Origin of the sequence: Colwellia asteriadis (assembly GCF_039523295.1) — a bacterium.
GTDB classification, from domain to species: Bacteria; Pseudomonadota; Gammaproteobacteria; order Enterobacterales; family Alteromonadaceae; genus Colwellia; species Colwellia asteriadis.
The window spans coordinates 301,366-321,065 of sequence record NZ_BAAAFA010000002.1; the positions used below are offsets into that span (position 1 = coordinate 301,366).

Below are 19,700 nucleotides of genomic sequence, written 5' to 3' on the forward strand. Positions count from 1 at the left end.
CTCCTGTAGTGAGGGTGCGCTAATTTATCAATCACAGAGTTTACTCAACTTTGCTAATTAAAAAAAGCGATAAAAATCAACTTATTTCCTATCTAATAAGTAAGTAATGTACGCTATAATTGTTTTTTAGTATAAGGAGTTATTCATGTTTAAAATAAATCATGTAGTATTTTTAATACTGTTAATGAGCTTATCAAGCTGTGCTCAAAGCCCTAATAATGGGCAGTGGGATTTTGATCATGAGGTGCAGTTTAGTGAAAGCGAGGTGTCGCCTGGGCATTATAAGCTTTCGGTTATTCAACAAGGTGATGTACCGTTTGAAAAATTGGCGACTTTTTTATTGCGACGTTCGCTAATTTTATGTGGTGAATATGGCTATAAAATAGAGGTATTAAAAGGCATTGAAGGGTTTGATGATAAGCGTGTTGCGCCTAACTATATTCAGCCTGATCTAACCGCTATTATTGAGTGTCCTAGCAACACTTCTAACAACAATTAACAGGGGTGTTGATAAGTAGCCTTAGTCGAGCAAAGTTATTTAAGTGTTAGTTCAATAAAGAAAAAGGTTACTTATTTAACTTCAGTGAGTTTTACTTCACATCATCAAAACAAGTAACCCCATATTTTCGTAAGCTAAGCTATTTTATTGTTTAAAATAGCTTAGCTCCTTGTACTACTTTTTATATTACTTGAATTGGTACGGCTTGAGCTACGTACTTAGTGTTCATTGCTTCTGTAGGTGGTGTGAACTTAGTTAAGTCAATACCTTCTACTGCACTCTTGTATTCTTCTAGAGTAGGGAAGCGACCAAGCACTGTTGAAAGCACCACTAATGGTGTTGAACCAAGTAGTGATTCACCTTTTTTCTCAGCAGTATCTGCTACTACGCGGCCTTGGAATAAACGCGTTGAAGTAGCGATAACGGTATCACCTGGTTCAGCTTTTTCTTGGTTACCCATACATAAGTTACAGCCTGGGCGTTCTAAATACATAATGTTCTCATATTTAGTACGTGCTGCATCTTTCGGCTTGGCATCATCAAACTCAAAACCTGAGTATTTAGTAAGAATATCCCAATCACCTTCAGCTTTTAATTCATCAACAATGTTGTATGTTGGTGGCGCGACTACCAATGGCGCTTTAAAGCTTACGCTGCCGTTTTGCTTCTCAATGTTACGTAACATTTGAGCAATAATTTGCATATCACCTTTGTGCACCATACAAGAGCCGACAAAACCTAAGTCTACTGGCTTACCGTCGTAGTATGAAACCGGACGAATAACATCATGGGTGTAACGCTTAGACGCATCGTCGTTGTTTACATCAGGGTCAGCAATCATTGGTTGGTCAATAATATCTAAATCAACCACTACTTCTGCGTAGTACTTAGCTGTGTCATCTGGTGCTAATGCTGGGTTAGAACCTGACTTAACTTCTTCAATACGCTTGTCAGCTAAGCTGATTAAGTGTGTTAATGTGCCGGCTTCGTTTTCCATACCTTTATCTTTCATGATTTGGATACGGCTCTTAGCAAGCTCAATTGATTTAATTAAGGTTTCATCGTTAGAGATACAGATTGAAGCTTTTGCTTTCATTTCTGCAGACCAGTCAGTGAAAGTGAAGGCTTGGTCAGCGAGTAATGTACCAATATGTACTTCAATGATACGACCTTGGAATACGTTCTCGCCACCAAATTGCTTAAGCATTTGCGCTTGTGTTGCATGTACTACATCACGGAAATCCATGTGAGCTTGCATATTGCCTTTAAAGGTCACTTTAACAGACTCAGGAATTGGCATTGCCGACTCACCTGTTGCCAGTGCAATAGCAACGGTACCTGAATCGGCACCGAATGCTACGCCTTTAGACATACGAGTATGTGAGTCACCACCAATGATAATAGCGCGATCATCAACAGTAATATCATTTAATACTTTATGAATAACATCAGTCATTGCATGGTATTGGCCTTTAGGATCACGGGCAGTGATCAGACCAAACTTATTCATAAAGCTCATTAGCTTAGGAATGTTAGCTTTAGCTTTGCTATCCCAAACTGATGCAGTATGACAACCTGATTGATATGCGCCATCAACCAATGGTGAAATAGTAGAAGCAGCCATTGCTTCTAATTCCTGACAGGTCATTGGGCCTGTTGTATCTTGTGAACCAACAATATTTACGCGTACACGAACGTCAGAGCCAGCGTGTAATGCAGTTTCAGAAGCAACACCAACAGCGTTACGGTTAAAAATTTTCTCAACCGCTGTTAAACCTTGACCTTGATGTGAAATTTCTTTCGATGCAGCATAAACATTTGCTACTTCAATACCTAAGGCTTGTGCTGCAAACGTTTGTAACTTCTTACCAAATGTTACCGCGTATGAACCACCGGCTTTCATAAACTCCACTTTTTGTGGTGTAAACGCTGAAGCAATATCAACAAGCTCTGTACTGCCGTTGTATAATTTCTTCTCTTTAGTATTAATGGTTAATACTGTACCTGTGGCTACTGAGTAAGCTTCTTCTAATACAGGGTCGCCGTTTTCATCGTTAACGGTGTTGCCATTGGCATCAACTTTCTTAACCCAGTTTTTAAGATCAAGACCGATACCACCTGTTACATCAACAGTCGTTAAGAAAATTGGAGAAATGCCGTTAGTACCAGCAACAACCGGGGCAATGTTAATAAACGGTACGTATGGACTTGCTTGTTTACCTGCCCAAAGTGCCACGTTATTTACACCAGACATACGAGATGAACCTACGCCCATGGTGCCTTTTTCAGCAATAAGCATTACTTTAGCATTTGGGTGCTTAGCTTGAAGTGCTTGAATTTCTTGCTGCGCTTCTGGCGTGATCATACATTGACCATGTAATTCACGGTCAGCACGTGAATGCGCTTGGTTACCTGGCGATAATAAATCAGTTGAAATATCACCTTCACCGGCAATATAAGTTACTACTTCAATTGTTTCAGCAATATTAGGTAGTTTAGTGAAGAACTCTGCTTGAGCGTAGCTTTCTAAAAGCTCTTTAGCTACGTTATTGCCGGCTTTATAAGCGGCTTCAAGGCGTGCAGTATCAGCATCGTATAAGAAAACTTGTGTTTTAAGTACATCTGAAGCAGGTGTTGAAACCGCTACATCATCACTTAATGCAAGATCAAGTAGTACTTCAATTGAAGGACCACCTTTCATGTGTGAAAGTAATTCAAAAGCAAATTCAGCGGTAATTTCTGTAACAGTTTCTTCGCCAAGAATGATTTCTTTTAAAAACTTAGCTTTTACGCCAGCAGCACTTGTTGTACCTGGTAGCGTGTTATAGATGAAGAAATTAAGTGAATCTTCACGGTGCTCATGGCCTTTATCTTTGATTTGCTCAATAATCTCTGATAATAATTCAGCGCTATCAATTGGCTTAGGTGCTAATCCTAGATCTTTCTTACGACTTTCGATTTCTTTGATATATTCTAAATACAGGCTCATTAGATACTCTCTTTAGCTATAATATGTGGATAAAATTTGCTAATAACCGTTATTAATATTAATACATTAGCAGGACAGATTTCCTTTAGTTTACCTGATTTTCTAGCAACTTCTAATCATTTGCTTAAATAAGCATTATTCATGGTGTTTATGGTGGGTAGTAAAAATAGTTATATTGGTTATATTGAGAGAGGATGGAATGATAAAAGCTAAGTTCAGGTCTACATAAATAACCCGAGTTCAGGGTAAATAAGTATTGAAATTATACTGAAAACTAACCGTGATAAGGATTATCAAAAAATTTAGGGGTAAAATGATGGCGACTTTATATTACATTCATGATCCAATGTGCAGTTGGTGCTGGGGTTATCGCCCAGCATGGCATCAATTAGAAACAAACTTACCTAGCGAAATTAACGTTGAATATGTGGCGGGTGGTTTAGCGCCCGACTCAGATGAAGCTATGCCAATAGCGTTACAACAGTCTATTCAATCACATTGGCACACCATTCAAGCTAAATTAGGTACAGAGTTTAATTTTGACTTTTGGCAAAAAAATACACCACGCCGCTCAACTTATAATGCTTGTCGCGCTGTGATTGCTGCAAAAAATCAAGGCTTAGAAAAAGAGATGCTAGCAGCTATTCAGCAAGGTTATTATTTACGAGCATTAAATCCGTCAGATAAAAGTACGTTAATAACATTGGCGCAAGAGTTAGCGAAGCAAAACCCTATGATGAATACAGCACAATTTTCTGCTGACTTAAGTAGCGCAGCAACACAAACGGAGTTAATGCGGCAAATTGAGCTAGCACGTACGTTAACTCATCGAGGCTTTCCATCATTAGTGCTTGAATATCAAGGCAAACAGCATTTCATCGCTCATGACTACCAAGATAATGCCATTACCCTCAAACAAATTATGCAATATCTTTAAGCACGTAACTCATACCTTACAAAGAACATCTCACCTAGATATTAATTAAGCATTAGCCTAACGGGAGGCTTATGCTTAATTATACTTACCTAATTTATACCTCTGCGTTTTGAATTCATCTATTTCTCTTTAAAGTTAACTTTGAAGAATAACTCATTATTAGTGATAAAAATGCGAGAAAATTATCTCTATTTGCGAGTTTAGTACCACTTTAATGTAATCAGAGGGCTAGGATGTTTTTATCCTAAATTTTAACTAGTTACGATTAGTTTGAGTGCTGGATATAAAACTAATAAAAATATTCAATAGAGAAAAATATAGGGAATTATAATGAAATTAACCAACATAGCTTGTGGTATAGCTTTAGCCTTTGCAGCAACAACAGCAGCAGCAGCGTCTGATAAAACTATTTATTTAACCTTTGATGACGGTCCAATGAATGCAACCCCAGCATTACTTGATACCTTAAAAGCCGGTGGTATTAAAGCGACATTTTATGTAAACGCTTGGCATTTAGAAGGTATTGGTGGTGAAAATGAAGATCAAGCGTTATCAGCAATGCAGCAAACACTAGCCGATGGACATGTTGTTGGAAACCACAGTTATGATCATATGGTACATAACTGTGTTGAAGAGTTTGGTCCTACTAGCGGTGATGATTGTAATGCGATAGGCTTACATCAAATAAACTCTTATGTAGATCCTGTTTATGATGCTTCAATGTTTAGTAAAAACTTAACAGTGCTGGCGCAATTCATTTCAAATATTTCGAGCTACCCAAATTATAAAGCCGATAGCTTAGCCCGACTTCCTTATACCAATGGCTGGCGATCAAGTGCAGACTTAAAGGCTGACGGTCTTTGTGCTACTTCGGATGATTTATTACCTTGGCAGCCAGGTTATGTTTGCGACCCGCAAAATCCATCGAACAGCTCTTTAGCTGGTATTGAAGTTTCTAATATCCTTGCTGATCAAAACTACATTCTCCATGGTTGGGATTTAGATTGGGCTCCTGAAAACTGGGGTATTTCTTTCCCAGCAAATAGTTTAACAGAGGCTGATCAAATGCTTGGTTATGTTGATGCCGTTATCAATACTTGTGCGCCAGTTGATATAAACCCGATTAACTCGAAAGCACAAAATTTCCCATGTGGCGATCGTTTGCATGGCGATAAAGTGATTATTTTAACTCATGACTTCCTTTTTGAAGATGGTCGTCGAGGGCAAGGCGCAACCCGCAACCTACCAAAACTTGCTGAGTTTATTCGCATAGCGAAAGCAGCAGGCTATACATTCGACACTATGGATAATTATGCACCGCAATGGAAAGTAGGTGATTCATATGCAGCAGGTGATTATGTTACTTATAATGGTTTAATTTATAAGTCTGAAACATCACATACCGCTCAAACTGATTGGGCACCTAGCTCTACCCCATCATTGTGGTTACGTAATATGCCAACAACTGTGTGGAGTGGAGATGTAGCTTATACATCAGGTGATTTAGTTAAATATATGGGTAAAGAATACCTTGTATTGTCAAATCACGTATCACAAGCTGAATGGTCTCCAAGTGCTACACCGGCGCTATACGGTGAGCAGTAATAGTTAACTTGAGTTCAAATTACTCAGTATAACCTCATAAAGCCACTGACTATTTTAGTAGTTAGTGGCTTTTCTCTGTCTAGTGAATTTTTTCGCTATCCTATATTGGTAACTTTATTGACGTTAACTTATCGCCTTTAATCATCAATATTGTGATCACCCTTACAATTCACCATCCATTCCCATTTAAGTAAAACTTTGCTAAAATGCGCGCCCTAAACGTGGTTAAAGTGACGTTTTAGTACTTTACAACTTAATCTAAAGCACTGGATTTACGTTCCAGCTAGTTCAATGGAGACACCATGAGTACAACCGAAAACTCTACAGTTGCGCCTGCAACTTTACCCAATACAATTACAATTTGCGCCCTATATAAGTTCGTCCGTTTAGATGCGTTTGAAGCATTGCGTGAACCACTGTCAAATAAAATGGCCAGTGTTGATGTAAAAGGCACGCTATTATTAGCCAACGAAGGTATTAATGGCACTATTGCAGGGCCGCAAGCGGGTATTGAAGCGGTTTTAGCTTTTCTAGCCGAACAACCAGGGTTAGATAATATTTCTCATAAAGAGTCGTACGCCGATGAAAACCCATTCCATCGCACTAAAGTGAAGTTGAAAACGGAAATTGTCACTATGGGTGTTGAAGGGATTGACCCGAATCAAGTTGTTGGTACCTATGTTAAACCAAAAGACTGGAATGCACTCATTTCTGATCCTGAAGTATTACTCGTTGATACTCGTAACGATTATGAAATTGAAATTGGCACGTTTAAAAATGCAATTAACCCAAATACTGAAACATTCCGTGAATTTCCCGACTATGTTGCTAAAAACTTAGATAAGAATAAGCACAAGAAAGTAGCAATGTATTGCACTGGCGGTATTCGTTGTGAAAAATCGACTGCCTATTTAAAAGAGCAAGGCTTTGAAGAGGTTTACCATTTAGAAGGTGGTATTTTAAAATACCTTGAAGAAGTACCAAGCGAAGAAACATTATGGGAAGGTGAATGTTTTGTGTTTGATGGCCGTGTCGCAGTCAATCATGACTTAGAGCAAGGGCAGTATGATCAATGTTTTGCTTGTCGTTTTCCTATCACAGAAGAAGAAAAGAAAAGCGAACATTATATTAAAGGGGTAAGCTGTCATCGTTGTCACGATAAAGTCACTGATGAACAGCGCAATCGCTATGCTGAACGTCAGCGTCAAATCACCTTAGCTGAGCAGCGTGGTGAAGCTCATATTGGTGGTGAAATTAAGAATATTATTGAAGAGCGTCGCCAAGAAAAAGCCGATAAAAAAGCCAAGCAAGCGGCTAAATAGTTTAACTCCGTTGTACGCTTAACCCTTAATAATAAAGCCCAAGCTGTTTAGTACGCTTGGGCTTTATGCTGTTAGTGAAGGGAGCTATGCCACCAATAATGCGAAAGTTTAATTAACCTGAACTCGGTTTAAGAGATATTTAACAAATTGAAATATCAGCAAAAATTACTTTTATGAACCTCTAGCTTGATAGTTTTTCTTAATTCAAGGCAAATTTCTCGTCAATAGCTGGCCTATTGCAAGTAAATTTAACGAAGAAGTTAGGAAAAATAGCTGCTAGAGAAACATTTGTTAAGCCGAGCTCAGGTTAATTACCAATATCACCATTAATATCGACACTATCATTATTTTGTCTTGAGCGAGTTAAACCAAATAATTCACTAAAGAACTTTTCGACACGATATTTGGATTGATAAGCGGTAATAAAATTAGGGGCTAGAGTCACTTGACCCCCTTGACCTAAATGAGAAAAGGGATCTTCTACTATCCATTTAGGCTCTAATCTGTCCCATGCGTGATAAGCCCGCTTATAAACCTTAACCTTAACAAACTCTTGTTCTTCTTCGGGCAAGCTGGCGACTAAATTTGGACAGGTTTCAGGTAGGTCATAGTCATCCTTAGCACCAGTTTGAATCAATATCGGCGCACCAGTGAAGTTAGTAAACTCAAAGCCGGGCGCGTAATTATATAACCAACAAATTGGGTAATGTGCAATATGTCCTGCAAACCGATAGGGCTGCCCTGTTAGTGACATATAGTTTTCACTAGCAGTTAACAATGACAAGACACCACCCCAAGAGAATCCCATTACACCAATACGGTCTTTATCAATAAGCGAGTGCTCTGCCAAATAAGCCAATGCGGAAAAAACATCAGGTAAGGTTTCTTGCGGTGTTGCTGGCCTGTTAGCGCTTCCTCCTGCTAAATCCCTAGCTCCCCATAAATCTAATTCTAGCGTAGCAATACCCCGTCTATTTAAGGCACTTGCGTAAAACATACCTGTGCTATCAACTCCCGCAGAGCTATGTAAAATAATAACCGCAGGGGTGTTTTCGGTTGCATTGAAAGGCATACGTAATTGTCCTGACACTTGCCAATTTTTTTCTGGTGTCGTTACAGGAATAGCAATGTAAGATATTTTTGCTGGTGTATGCATTGCATTAGCAATACTTGGGCATAAAAAAATAACCAAGAAAGTTATCATTAATTTTTTAAACATAATAAATCCATTTATATAATTTTTATTAATAAGCCAAGCTAAATTTTAGGCTGCGTTAGCTGCTTTAATAGCTGGCTCAAGTCCATTGACGATTAAATAATAGTCATGTAAATGCAATTCGTCCATGTAGCGGTGAGTAAAAATACGCGCTTTTAAATGTTGGTTAAATTTATAATGTAAAAAACACTGTACGCGCTTTGGTCATCGCTAAGGTGATTTTTTAAATGAACTAAGCGGTTAATAATTGTTTAACTTGGGCTGATTGTATACTCTTGTTAAGTTTAAAATTATTCGAGAATAATATGAAAAAAATACTTAATTTTGCTGCGTTATCGCTATTAACTGCGGTAACTAGCGTAAAAGCGTCGTCTTCTAATACCGAAGTGTTTACCGTTGAAAAACTGAACGAACTCAACCAATTACACAGTGTAACTTTATCGCCTAAAGGTGAGTCACTTATTTATGGCTTAAAAAAAGGTAGTCAATCAAAAGACAACCACCTTTATCGCCAAGATTTAACAACAGGTAAAGTAAAACAATTAACGAGCCATAGCGCCGCTGAACACAATGTTGTTTGGGCGGATGATGGCCAGTCTATTTACTTTTTATCCACGCGCAGTGGTAGCTCACAAATCTGGCAGCTGATGCTTGGTGGTGGTGAAGCCAAGCAAGTTTCTGATTTTCCATTAGATGTCAATGGTTTTACTTTAGCTAAAAGTGGCGATGTTTTTGCGCTTTCATTTACCGTTAAGCCAGGTTGTGCCGATTTAGCCTGTACGGTTACTGCAAAAAAAGCGGATGCAGAAAAAAAATATAATATTAGAGCCTATGATCAATTAATGGTTCGCCATTGGGACGTATGGGCAACAGAATATAAAGAGCAGTTATTTGTTGCTTACACAAATGAGCAAGGTTTATTAAATAGTGCGCAAAACATTATGGCTAATTGGCAAAGTGATTTTGCGGGTATTAGCCAAGTGAGTATTCACCCTGACGGAAATTCTATAGCTTTTTCAGCAAAGGATTCATCTAGCACTGAGCTGACAAGAACGCATGCATGGACCACTAACTTTGATATATTTGAAGTCGCACTCGATAAGAAACCAGAGCAAGATTTTACCGTAGTGAATATTACACGTGATAATAAAGCGTGGGATGCTAGTCCAGTTTACTCAAGTAATGGTCGTTACTTAGCATATAAAGCGATGAAAACACCGGGTTATGAAGCCGATAAGTTTACGGTGCAGTTACGCGATAACAGAACTGGCAGCAGCAAAGCGGTTGCGCCTAATTGGGATCGTTCGGTAGGTAGTTTAGCGTTTGCACCAGATAACAAGAGTTTGTATGTGGTAGCGCAAGATGTTGGCCAGAAAAGCATTTTTTCTATTACTCCTGAATTTAATGAAGTTCGTAGCCTTTATAATGACGGTAGTAACGGTGACGTGATGAGTTATGGCGATACCGTGTATTTTTCTCGTCATAGTTTAAATTCACCAACAGATTTATTCTCTATTGATAAACATGGTGATGATTTAAAGCAGCTAACGAATATTAATGAAGATAAGTTAGCTAATGTAAACTTTGCAGACTTTAAGCAGTTTAGTTTTAAAGGTTGGAATAATGAAAAAGTTCATGGCTACTGGTTAAAGCCTGCTAACTTTGAGCAAGGTAAAAAATACCCTATTGCCTTTTTAGTACATGGTGGCCCACAAGGTAGTTTTGGTAATATGTTCCATTACCGTTGGAATGCACAATTATGGGCGGCTCAAGGTTACGGTGTGGTTATGGTTGATTTTCATGGCTCAACAGGTTACGGACAAGAGTTTACTCACTCAATTAGTCGTGATTGGGGTGGAAAGCCGCTTGAAGATTTGCAAAAAGGTTTAGACTTTATTGTCAAAGATCAACCGTGGTTAGACCGCGATAATGCTTGTGCGTTAGGAGCTTCTTACGGTGGTTACATGATGAATTGGATCGCGGGTAACTGGCCAACTGGTTTTAAGTGTTTAATTAACCACGCCGGTCTTTTTGATATGCCAAGTTTTTATCAATCAACTGAAGAGTTATGGTTCCCTGAATATGATATGGGTGGGCCGCTTTGGGGCAAACAAGACGGTAACCGAACCGCTGAGCCAAGTGAAGATTACAATAAATTTAATCCGTCGGCCTATGTTAACAACTGGCAAACACCAATGTTAGTTATACAAGGTGAACTTGATTACCGCGTACCGTACGCACAAAGCTTAGGCGCTTTTACTACATTGCAACGTAAAGGTATTGATAGCAGATTAGTGATGTTCCCAGATGAGGATCACCATATTCGTAAACCTGATAACTTAGTTGTTTGGTATGACGAAGTGTTTAAGTGGTTAGCTAAATATACCGATAAATAATTTCAGTGAAATGATAACTTTTAATAAGCGCTTACCTAATAGGTTAAGCGCTTTTTATCATTATAGGCTTGAGTTATTATTGCTCTGCGGCTTCTTTGAGGTAAGCGAGTCGGTCTTGCTCTTGCTCAAAAGCTGCTTGAATTTCATTTAACACAGTACTGACATCGGCGGACTTTTCACTTTCTTTAAATTGCCCTGTTAGCTTAGTGGTATCGCTTAAATCACCACTTTCATAAAGTGCCCACATTTCTTCGCCGAACTTAGTTAACGCTAAATTTGGTGCAAACTGTGCGTAATACGTGGTGATATTATTAACATCACGTAACAGCATTGCTTTAGCGTTGTTATTTGCCGAGGCATCAACCGCTTGTGGCATATCAATTACAACTGGACCATAAGCATCTACTAAAACATTAAACTCAGATAAATCACCGTGCACTATGCCTGCACATAACATTCTCATGATATAAATCATCATTAAGGCGTGATCTTCAATTGCTTGCTCTTGGGTTAGTACAACATCATTTAATCGCGGTGCTACATCACCGTTATCATCTACGATTAACTCCATTAACAATACACCGTCAAAACAGCCAAATGGTTGTGGTACGCGCACACCATGTTCGGCAACAGCATAAAGGGCATCTACTTCCGCATTTTGCCACGCTTGTTCTTGCTGATCTTTACCGTATTTAGATCCTTTTTCCATAGCGCGAGCACGGCGGCTATTACGACTTTTTCTACCCTCTTGGTATTGTGCCGCTTTTTTGAAACTGCGTTGATTAGCTTCTTTATAAACCTTGGCACAACGAATAGTATCGCCACAACGAACACGATAAACGGTGGCTTCTTTACCGCTCATTAGTTGATTAAGCACTTCATCAACTAAACCATCGTCAACAAGGGGCTGTATACGTTTTGGAACTTTCATGTTGCTGTAATACCTTGACCGCTATGCGGAAATTAATAGGTGCTTGTAGTTAATACTATCAGAGGCAATCAATAACATTTTGACATCGCTATATGTTAATGCTTGTTTTGTGACCATGCTAACGGATTTGCTCGCGTTTGGCGATTATACACTAGCGACTATCGATCTTTCGAGAACCTTTTTATTATGGTTGTCGTTTATTTATATCGCACTATTTTTTTAAGGTTGGCTTTAACGCTTCAGAGGGTAAGTGCTGTGCTTGCAGTTGGTTTATCACCTGTGTCTTGATGAGTTTATTAACCTGTATTGATAACTCGTGAGCTTTTTTCGAGATAGAAGAGTTTCTAGATATAGCAATATAGCTGCCAACGGGTTTGTTGTATTGGTAGCTTTCTATCGTCATTTTATCCTTATACTCTTGCGAACTGATTAAGGGTTCTATTGACTCTTCTCGTTCTAGGAATGTATCTATTCTCCCCTTAAGTAGCATATTAACTAATTGTTCTCGTGTAGTGAAATCTACTTTTCTAATCTTGGTATTATTATCAAACTCTGGAAAATAGGTTGCACCGCGTATAGTTCCTACCACCAAAGGGAGCAAATCAGTTAACTTATTAATACTGATGTTGTTGTTTGAGAGAGTATAAAACCGTATTGGCTGATCTTGTACAAATAGTGGAGGCTCAATAAATATGAGGTTTTTTTCTCGTTCAGGTAACTTTTTTAGATTGATCATTAAATCAGCTGAGCCTTGCTCAAGCATAGTTAAGCAACGAGCAAATGGGCATTGAATAATAACAGGCTTAAGGTTAATTGATGATGCGAGCATTTCAGCAACATCAACATTAAAACCTACTAAAGTATCATTTTCGATTCGACTAAAAGGTGGCTCAACAATACTGGCCACTTTCAAGTTTTCATTCGCAAACGATATAACACTAACTAACGTGTTTATAGTGAACAAGAAGGAGAGGAAGTACTTCATGGCGCCTCTTAAGGTTTAGTAGAATGCTTTATTACATTTGCTAGCTGTTCTTCTAGTTTAGTTAACTTTTCAGTAATTATTTCGTTTTGTTTGAGTATTGCATCATTTTGCTTGCGTAATTCTCTATTTTTTATGCTGGTATCAGCAAAACCAAAAATTTTATTCGCAAAAACAGCACCGACACCACCCAAGATACCAACACCTAAAACAAACATAATAAAAACAGCAGCACGTCCCGCTAGTGTTATAGGGTAAACATCACCAAAGCCTATGGTAGTTGACGACATTAACATTAGCCAGAATGCGTCACTATAGTTTTGTACCGGCGAACCACTGGCGTTAATCTCAGCAAGGTAAGTGATATAACCTAAACTAGCATTAATCAATACAAATAAAACAAACGAGAGTAAGCCGAGTGCGCCATAGTTATAATTTTTTACACCAAATTCATCGACTTGGTATAAATTACTTTTTTCCATCGCGTTCTGTAAAATAATCATCAAAGTTTCTCTAAAGTTTTTATCGATGAGTTGATGATATTACAAAGCTTGGTCACTGAGAAGACCAGCTTGCTCAGGTAAACGGTATAGTAAGGTTAACTGGCTATTTTACGTGGCACTTTATTGGTACTTTTTTTTGAGTGCGAGCTAAACTTTCTTTTTGTTCTTTTGGGTTTAAACGCTACTTTAGGTAAGCCTGTAAAAGGTTGCTGGGTAGCGCCGATAACCATTGCTGAAACGGTTTCCGTTAATGGTTGCATAAAACTAAGGTAATTAGCTTTTTTCTCACTGATAGCGGTCAGTGTTGCCTCCCATTGCGCTGTCATATCGGGTAGAGTTGCCATCTCAGGTAAGGCATTAATTAGCGCTATACCAATATCGGTTGCGTGAATCTGTTTACCTTGGCGAGTTAAAAAATTGCGCTTAAATAATAAGTCGATAATACCGGCGCGGGTGGCATCGGTGCCTAAACCATCAGACTCTTTGAGTACTTTTTTAATTTGTGGGTCATTCACATAACGCGCAATGCCTGTCATGGCGGCGAGTAAAGTTGCGTCGGTAAAATATTGTGGGGGAGAGGTGTGCTTTTCAATTAACTCCCCATGTGAACAATGTAGCATTTGTCCTTGCACTAATGGTGGTAGCTCTTGCTCATCATTGGTGTTGTTGCTGTTAGCTTCGGTGTGTTTACTTTTGGAGAAAAGTACTTTCCAGCCTATTTGTTTAGTGGTTTTTGCTGTACGAGTAAATAACCCACCTGCAATCAGCAAATTCACTTTGGTTTGATCAAAAACAAAAGCGGGATAAAACTGGACTAAATATTGGCGCACTATCAGTAAATAAATATTCTTCTCGAAAGTATTTAAGTTAATGTTATCTGGAGATTTCTCTGTAGGAATAATGGCATGATGAGCGGTTATATTTTTATCATTCCACGCTTTGCTGACTAATGCTTTATTAGCGTCTTGTGCTTGTTTGGCACAGGGCAGAGAGCCCTTTGCTAAAGTATCAATAATTGCACCAGATTGTTTCAGCTGTTCTTTAGGGAGGTAACGACAATCTGAGCGAGGGTAGGTAATAAGTTTATGTTTTTCGTAGAGTGACTGGCAAACATCAAGCACTAATTTAGCATTCATTGAAAACTGCTTTGCGGCGCTAATTTGTAATTGTGATAAGTTAAACGGTAATGGCGGTGCTTGCTTTTTTTCACTCTTTTCTAACTGTTGAACTTGTGCAGGTTGGTTACCAATACGGTTCACCACATTTTCAGCTAGCGCTTTAACTAATATTCGCCCCTCTTCATCACAATAGGGTTGGCAATTTTCACTAGGCTGCCATTTTGCGGTAAAGCTGACAGGCTGCTCTGGTGTTAAAGCAATGTGCGCTTCTACCTCAAAAAAGGGTTTACTGACAAAATTAGCAATTTCTTGTCCGCGCCTGACGACCAAACCGAGTAATGGCGTTTGTACTCGACCAACAGACAACACACTATTAAAGCCGCTTTTTTGTCCTTGTAATGTATACGCTCGGGTTAAATTAATACCGTAAAGCCAATCGGCACGCGAACGAGCCAAGGCAGAAACAGATAAGGCAATATAATCTTTATTATCTTTCAATGTTGTTAAAGCGCGTTTTACCGCAGGTAAGTTTAGGTCGCTAATCAGTAAGCGCTTGACCGTTGATTTTTTCTTCTTTGAAACATTTAAGTAGTCAATTACCTCATCAACGAGTAGTTGTCCTTCACGGTCAGGATCGCCAGCATGAATAATTTCATCGGCCTGCTTAACTAACTTTCTTAACGCGGTTAACTGCGCACGAGTGCGAGTAATGGGTTTTAATTTCCACTCTTGTGGAATAAAAGGTAGCGTATCCATACGCCATTTTTTTAAATCACCATCGTAATCTTCTGGGTCGGCTTGCGCTAAAATATGACCGATGCACCAACTGACCACATCACCATTGCCTAATTCAATATGAGTTTTACAGTTTTTATGTGGTTTAGGTAACGCTGCTGCAATAGCGCGACCTAAGCTTGGTTTTTCGGCAATATAGAGTTTCAACACACAATCCAATAACAACAACTAAGTTAATAATGGCAGTATAGATTATTAACTGGTTTTATGTACAGTACCTGCTGTTAGTATTATTATTTTTTTTGTTTAGGAGCTTTTTTAAACATCAACACTAGTAAAGTGCCAGACAAAATAGCAACCGTAGCGGTGACAATACGTAAGGTAATAGCTTCATTAAGTAAAAACACCCCAGCGAGTGTAACAATAACAGGAACGCTTAGTTGCACTATTGCTGCTTGTGTTGACTTTAATTGTGGCAACACGCTGTACCATACAATGTACCCCATGCCTGAAGTGACGACGCCTGAAATTAACGCATAGATAACACCAGTGGTATCTAAGGTTATTGCTGAGTAATTGCATAGCCAAAGTAATAACACCATAGGAACCGCTTTAATAAAGTTAGCCGCGGTTGAAATAGCAGGGCTAGTGCTTGGGCTAGTTGTTGAACCTTTACCTTGGTGAGAATATAAACTCCAAGCGATACCAGATAAACACATTAAACTAGCGCCTAATAACGAAGGAGCCTCTAAGCCAGGTAGCATTAAAATGGCTAAACCAACAATCGCCAAAATAAAGCCAGATATTTGGACTTTATTTAAGCGCTCACCGGCATAATAGCCGATAACTGACATGGTAACTTGTACAGCACCGAAGAGGATAAGCGCACCTGTACCAGCGGCAATTAAGCCATAACCGTAGGTAAAGCTTACTGCGTATGCAAAAAGTGATAATGCTCCGAGCCAACTTCCTTGATGAGTGAGGTTTACAGCAGTATTTTTGTGTTTTGTAAATAGAATAAATAAGGCTAAAAAAATAGCGCCAGAGCCAATCCTTAATGCAATAAAGCTAGCTTCATCAATAGCGGTTTGCTCTAGTGCCAATCGTGTAATCACAGAGTTTGCAGCAAAAGCGAGCAATGATAATAAGGTAAGAAAGATTAAACGTTGAAAGCTCATAGTAACCGCCTTATGGTTAAATTTAGAGGGCAAGGTTCCCATAAACGTAAACCGGTGAGTTTATGTTTAGAAGATATAGCCATGTATAGAGGTAGAGCTGTTGGTGTATAACACACCTCTAACCTGATTGCTTAGAGGTGTCTAATATTATAAAAGTGCTGATATTTTAAAAATTACTTATTAAACCATATCATCAAAAGGATTGGTTGATGGTAGTGCAATGGCGTTTTTAAACTCAGTAAACGATAAGCTACTGTTAGTAATTTCCATTGTTTCCTCATCTAATAAGCCTTCACCAAACTTGTAAATTAAATCGTATTGACCATTATTTACTTGTTCTTTATACGCTTGTTGCACCTGTTCAACAGTTACGAGCTTCTGCTGGTACTCTGCCATTGCAGGTGCACCATAACGTTTTTCCATCATTGCTAGGCTCACTTTAGGTGAAAAAATAGTTGCGGTTGCATTGTTGCCGCCAAAGCCTTTGGAATTGATAAAAGCAATATCCATAGCTTCACAGTGGTAATGCTCAGTTGCAATATTTAAGTGCTGATTGTGTACGTCAGCTGCCACTTCATCAATCGTAGTGATACCTGGCATAATATTATCGCTAAATATACCCAACGCCATTGCCATTTGATCGCCACTTGCTGGGCCTATGGTATGACCAACATAAGCTTTTGGTGCCGCCACTGCCCAGTTTTCAATGCTAAAGCTTTCAGCAATTTTATGATAAATAAGCGATTCAGAAACACGGTTTTGTGGAGTACTTGAACCATGAGCTAAAATAAAGCTGCGTTTTTGTAGCGCTTCTTTACCTAATACTTGTTCGGCTAATGCTACCGACTTAGCCATGGTAATATAGTTACCAGGACCTGGGGCCGTAATCGACTTTTTGTAACCATCAGCATTAACAAATACATCAGCGACTGAGGCTAATACTTTAGCCCCCATTTCTAGTGCTAAAGCATCATCCATCAATACTACAAACTGCGCACCTTCACCGATAGTGAAACCACAGTTCTGACCAAATGGACGACTTGTTTTTCGGTGATCTACAGCGTCACTTCCGTCAAGTTTTTTCAGCCCCTCTTCATTAGCTAAAGCCCCCATATTTCCGAAACCTTCAATAATTTCAGGAGTGATAGGTGCTTCACTGCTACCGACAATAGCGACACGAATACGACCAGCTTGCATATCTTGTACAGCACTGCGTAAGTTATACAGAAAAGTTGCACAAGCACCAGAAGAAGAAAAAGTTGTGCCGACATTACCGGTAACATAGGCGTTAATAAAATCAGTAGACATGGTGTTTAAACCAAGCGCCAATTGTTTAGTGCTAACACGAGAACCAGACAGACGGCTTTTTAGTAAACCACCTAAACCTTCATCATTTAACTGACCTGCTACAGAGGCTGAGTAAGTACCAACTTCGTCAGGACTTATTTTGTCTAAAATAGCATCCCACTCAATACCCGTTGAGCGTATCGCGTCGGTTGCAGCAAAGATGGTTGCTTGTAAGCCGCGTGGCTGATAACGACTATTATAAAGCTTCTCTGGTGCAAAGCCTGTTGGAAATTGTCCTGCGGCTTTAATGGGGTTATCACGGTAAGCATCATGAGTAATGGTTAACTGTTCAGGAATTTCAACTCGAACTTTACCCGACTCTAGCTCCGTTACTTGCCATGAACTTGGTACTGGCTGAGGTAATTCACGTGCACGCAACTCAAAGGTGATGTTTTGTTCGGTTGGAGTAATGTTCATTTTTTGATGCCAATGGGTTGCATCAACATCAAAATGATTTTTTTCAATTTTACGGATTAAGGTCCCTGCCAATATTTGAGCACCAAAGGTTGCTTCAATATTTTCAGGTGCAATGATATTACCCGCATTATCAAGTAACTCGCCATTTTCATAACGTGCTAGCTTCATTAACGTTGCTAGGCCAACAAATGTTTCTTGGCGTGCTTCGGCATTTAATTTATCAATTACAATGCGGCGAAAGCCTTGGTGAAAAGAAGTGCGTCCTGCCGCGTTAATACCGCCCATCCCAACAACTAAAGGTAAACTTGTCATGAAATAACCCGTTTTTAAAATATGAAAAATATGCAATACAGCATTGCATTGATAACAGTCAGTTTAGGGAGTAATAAGATCAAATAATAAGGTACAGCAGCCAAACTGTGTGCAATAATGGCCATTATGGGATTTTGAGTGCAAATATGATGGATGATTTACAAAAAACTAAACCCTTATTGGTTAACTTGATAATTTACCCACACGTGTTAGCAACGGGAGTAACATTACCTGTAGAAATGCTATTGGCCGGCGAAGCATTCGCAAGGCGGTACGATAAAAGTGTTGCGCGACTTGAGACACAATTTTTAAGTGAGGAAGCTCAACAAATAAAATCACGAGCGGGTATTACTATGTTGGCTGATATTACCCTTGCTGAGTTAGCTGTTGATAATGAAAACAATAGTAAAACACCTGATATTATTATTGTGCCAAGCTTATGGCGTAACCCTCGCCCAATTATTAATAAGCACCCTAAATTAGTTGCATGGCTTAAGCACTGTTGGCAGCAAGGTAGTACGTTAATTGGTGTTGGAACGGGTGTATGCTTTTTAGCTGAGTCGGGTTTGTTAGATAACCACTCTGCAACAACTCATTGGCATTATGTTGAGCAATTTAAGCGTGACTACCCAAAAGTTGACTTAAAGCCTGATTTTTTTATTACTCAATCAGAACGTATATACTGCGCAGCTAGCTTGAATGCTTTGGCCGATATTATCGTTCACATTATTGCGCAGTATTATGGCAAAGCTGCAGCGCAAAATGTTGAGCGAAACTTCTCTCATGAAATAAGAAAACCTTATGAAGAACAACGTTATTTAGAAGGTGCGGTTGACAGACATGCAGATGAATTAATTGCGCAAATACAGTTTTGGTTGAGAACTAATTTAAGTACAGACTTGAGTTTAGAAGAGCTAGCATCACAATTTGGTTTAAGTCAGCGATCGTTTACCCGTCGATTTAAAGCTGCAACAGGCGTTAGAGCTACTCAATATTGGCAACAGTTACGCATTGAAACGGCAAAAGAGTTACTTGCCTCGAGTAACTTAACTATTCAAGAAATTGCTGACCAAGTAGGTTATCAAGACCAAGGGCACTTAGCGAGGTTATTTAAATTACACCTAAATCAAAGCCCTAAAGACTACCGTGCCATGGTAAGAAAAAAACTGTTTAGTTAGTGTCAGGTTATTTTACAAAAAAGTCATAAGTAGTA

14 protein-coding genes are annotated in these 19,700 nt (G+C 39.0%); 6 read left to right on the forward strand and 8 right to left on the reverse strand.

From position 1 onward, the window contains the following. Positions 1–145: 145 nt before the first annotated feature. Positions 146–499, forward strand: a complete 354-nt coding sequence (locus tag ABD005_RS04490; protein WP_215980704.1) for a hypothetical protein — start codon at positions 146–148, stop codon at positions 497–499. A 181-nt stretch (positions 500–680) separates the two neighbouring features. Here the strand turns inward: ABD005_RS04490 and ABD005_RS04495 are convergent, their stop codons facing one another. Further along, on the reverse strand, positions 681–3,488 hold the full coding sequence (locus ABD005_RS04495) for a bifunctional aconitate hydratase 2/2-methylisocitrate dehydratase (protein ID WP_343815448.1): 2,808 nt from the start codon (positions 3,486–3,488) through the stop codon (positions 681–683). A gap of 313 nt (positions 3,489–3,801) precedes the next feature. Between ABD005_RS04495 and ABD005_RS04500 the strand changes: the two genes are divergently transcribed. The 3 genes from ABD005_RS04500 (at position 3,802) to trhO (ending at position 7,352) form a co-directional block, all read left to right on the forward strand. Next, the gene (locus ABD005_RS04500; protein WP_343815451.1) at positions 3,802–4,425 is read left to right on the forward strand and encodes a DsbA family protein; all 624 of its coding nucleotides are present in this window, start codon (positions 3,802–3,804) and stop codon (positions 4,423–4,425) included. Between the two features lie 330 nt (positions 4,426–4,755). Continuing rightward, positions 4,756–6,030, forward strand: a complete 1,275-nt coding sequence (locus ABD005_RS04505) for a polysaccharide deacetylase family protein (protein WP_343815452.1) — start codon at positions 4,756–4,758, stop codon at positions 6,028–6,030. Positions 6,031–6,332: 302 nt separating this feature from the next. Beyond that, positions 6,333–7,352 (forward strand): oxygen-dependent tRNA uridine(34) hydroxylase TrhO, encoded by a 1,020-nt coding sequence (gene trhO, locus ABD005_RS04510; RefSeq protein ID WP_343815455.1) that lies wholly within the window; start codon positions 6,333–6,335, stop codon positions 7,350–7,352. A gap of 307 nt (positions 7,353–7,659) precedes the next feature. Here the strand turns inward: trhO and ABD005_RS04515 are convergent, their stop codons facing one another. Further along, the gene (locus ABD005_RS04515) at positions 7,660–8,571 is read right to left on the reverse strand and encodes a dienelactone hydrolase family protein (RefSeq protein WP_343815458.1); all 912 of its coding nucleotides are present in this window, start codon (positions 8,569–8,571) and stop codon (positions 7,660–7,662) included. A 302-nt stretch (positions 8,572–8,873) separates the two neighbouring features. Between ABD005_RS04515 and ABD005_RS04520 the strand changes: the two genes are divergently transcribed. Further along, positions 8,874–10,964 (forward strand): S9 family peptidase, encoded by a 2,091-nt coding sequence (locus ABD005_RS04520; protein WP_343815461.1) that lies wholly within the window; start codon positions 8,874–8,876, stop codon positions 10,962–10,964. A 76-nt stretch (positions 10,965–11,040) separates the two neighbouring features. Here the strand turns inward: ABD005_RS04520 and ABD005_RS04525 are convergent, their stop codons facing one another. From ABD005_RS04525 to ABD005_RS04550, 6 genes are all read right to left on the reverse strand, one after another. Then, on the reverse strand, positions 11,041–11,895 hold the full coding sequence (locus tag ABD005_RS04525; RefSeq protein ID WP_343815464.1) for a PA4780 family RIO1-like protein kinase: 855 nt from the start codon (positions 11,893–11,895) through the stop codon (positions 11,041–11,043). 211 nt (positions 11,896–12,106) lie between these two features. Beyond that, positions 12,107–12,880 (reverse strand): substrate-binding periplasmic protein, encoded by a 774-nt coding sequence (locus ABD005_RS04530; RefSeq protein WP_343815467.1) that lies wholly within the window; start codon positions 12,878–12,880, stop codon positions 12,107–12,109. Between the two features lie 8 nt (positions 12,881–12,888). Further along, positions 12,889–13,380 carry a potassium channel family protein gene (locus ABD005_RS04535; protein WP_215980695.1) on the reverse strand — a complete coding sequence of 164 codons (492 nt, stop codon included), beginning with the start codon at positions 13,378–13,380 and terminating at the stop codon, positions 12,889–12,891. A 95-nt stretch (positions 13,381–13,475) separates the two neighbouring features. Next, positions 13,476–15,440: a DNA topoisomerase III gene (locus ABD005_RS04540; RefSeq protein ID WP_343815643.1), complete on the reverse strand. Its 1,965-nt coding sequence runs from the start codon at positions 15,438–15,440 to the stop codon at positions 13,476–13,478. Between the two features lie 86 nt (positions 15,441–15,526). Next, positions 15,527–16,411: a DMT family transporter gene (locus tag ABD005_RS04545; protein ID WP_343815471.1), complete on the reverse strand. Its 885-nt coding sequence runs from the start codon at positions 16,409–16,411 to the stop codon at positions 15,527–15,529. A 180-nt stretch (positions 16,412–16,591) separates the two neighbouring features. Then, positions 16,592–18,487, reverse strand: coding sequence for a beta-ketoacyl synthase (locus tag ABD005_RS04550; RefSeq protein ID WP_343815474.1), 1,896 nt, complete (start codon positions 18,485–18,487; stop codon positions 16,592–16,594). A 149-nt stretch (positions 18,488–18,636) separates the two neighbouring features. Between ABD005_RS04550 and ABD005_RS04555 the strand changes: the two genes are divergently transcribed. Next, the gene (locus tag ABD005_RS04555) at positions 18,637–19,665 is read left to right on the forward strand and encodes a GlxA family transcriptional regulator (RefSeq protein ID WP_343815646.1); all 1,029 of its coding nucleotides are present in this window, start codon (positions 18,637–18,639) and stop codon (positions 19,663–19,665) included. The last annotated feature ends 35 nt before the right edge of the window (positions 19,666–19,700 follow it).

Coding starts and splice junctions, on each gene's coding strand:
- ABD005_RS04490 (WP_215980704.1), top strand. CDS start 146: ATGTTTAAAATAAATCATGTAGTATTTTTAATACTGTTAATGAGCTTA.
- ABD005_RS04495 (WP_343815448.1), bottom strand. CDS start 3,488: ATGAGCCTGTATTTAGAATATATCAAAGAAATCGAAAGTCGTAAGAAA.
- ABD005_RS04500 (WP_343815451.1), top strand. CDS start 3,802: ATGATGGCGACTTTATATTACATTCATGATCCAATGTGCAGTTGGTGC.
- ABD005_RS04505 (WP_343815452.1), top strand. CDS start 4,756: ATGAAATTAACCAACATAGCTTGTGGTATAGCTTTAGCCTTTGCAGCA.
- trhO (WP_343815455.1), top strand. CDS start 6,333: ATGAGTACAACCGAAAACTCTACAGTTGCGCCTGCAACTTTACCCAAT.
- ABD005_RS04515 (WP_343815458.1), bottom strand. CDS start 8,571: ATGTTTAAAAAATTAATGATAACTTTCTTGGTTATTTTTTTATGCCCA.
- ABD005_RS04520 (WP_343815461.1), top strand. CDS start 8,874: ATGAAAAAAATACTTAATTTTGCTGCGTTATCGCTATTAACTGCGGTA.
- ABD005_RS04525 (WP_343815464.1), bottom strand. CDS start 11,895: ATGAAAGTTCCAAAACGTATACAGCCCCTTGTTGACGATGGTTTAGTT.
- ABD005_RS04530 (WP_343815467.1), bottom strand. CDS start 12,880: ATGAAGTACTTCCTCTCCTTCTTGTTCACTATAAACACGTTAGTTAGT.
- ABD005_RS04535 (WP_215980695.1), bottom strand. CDS start 13,380: ATGATTATTTTACAGAACGCGATGGAAAAAAGTAATTTATACCAAGTC.
- ABD005_RS04545 (WP_343815471.1), bottom strand. CDS start 16,411: ATGAGCTTTCAACGTTTAATCTTTCTTACCTTATTATCATTGCTCGCT.
- ABD005_RS04550 (WP_343815474.1), bottom strand. CDS start 18,487: ATGACAAGTTTACCTTTAGTTGTTGGGATGGGCGGTATTAACGCGGCA.
- ABD005_RS04555 (WP_343815646.1), top strand. CDS start 18,637: ATGGATGATTTACAAAAAACTAAACCCTTATTGGTTAACTTGATAATT.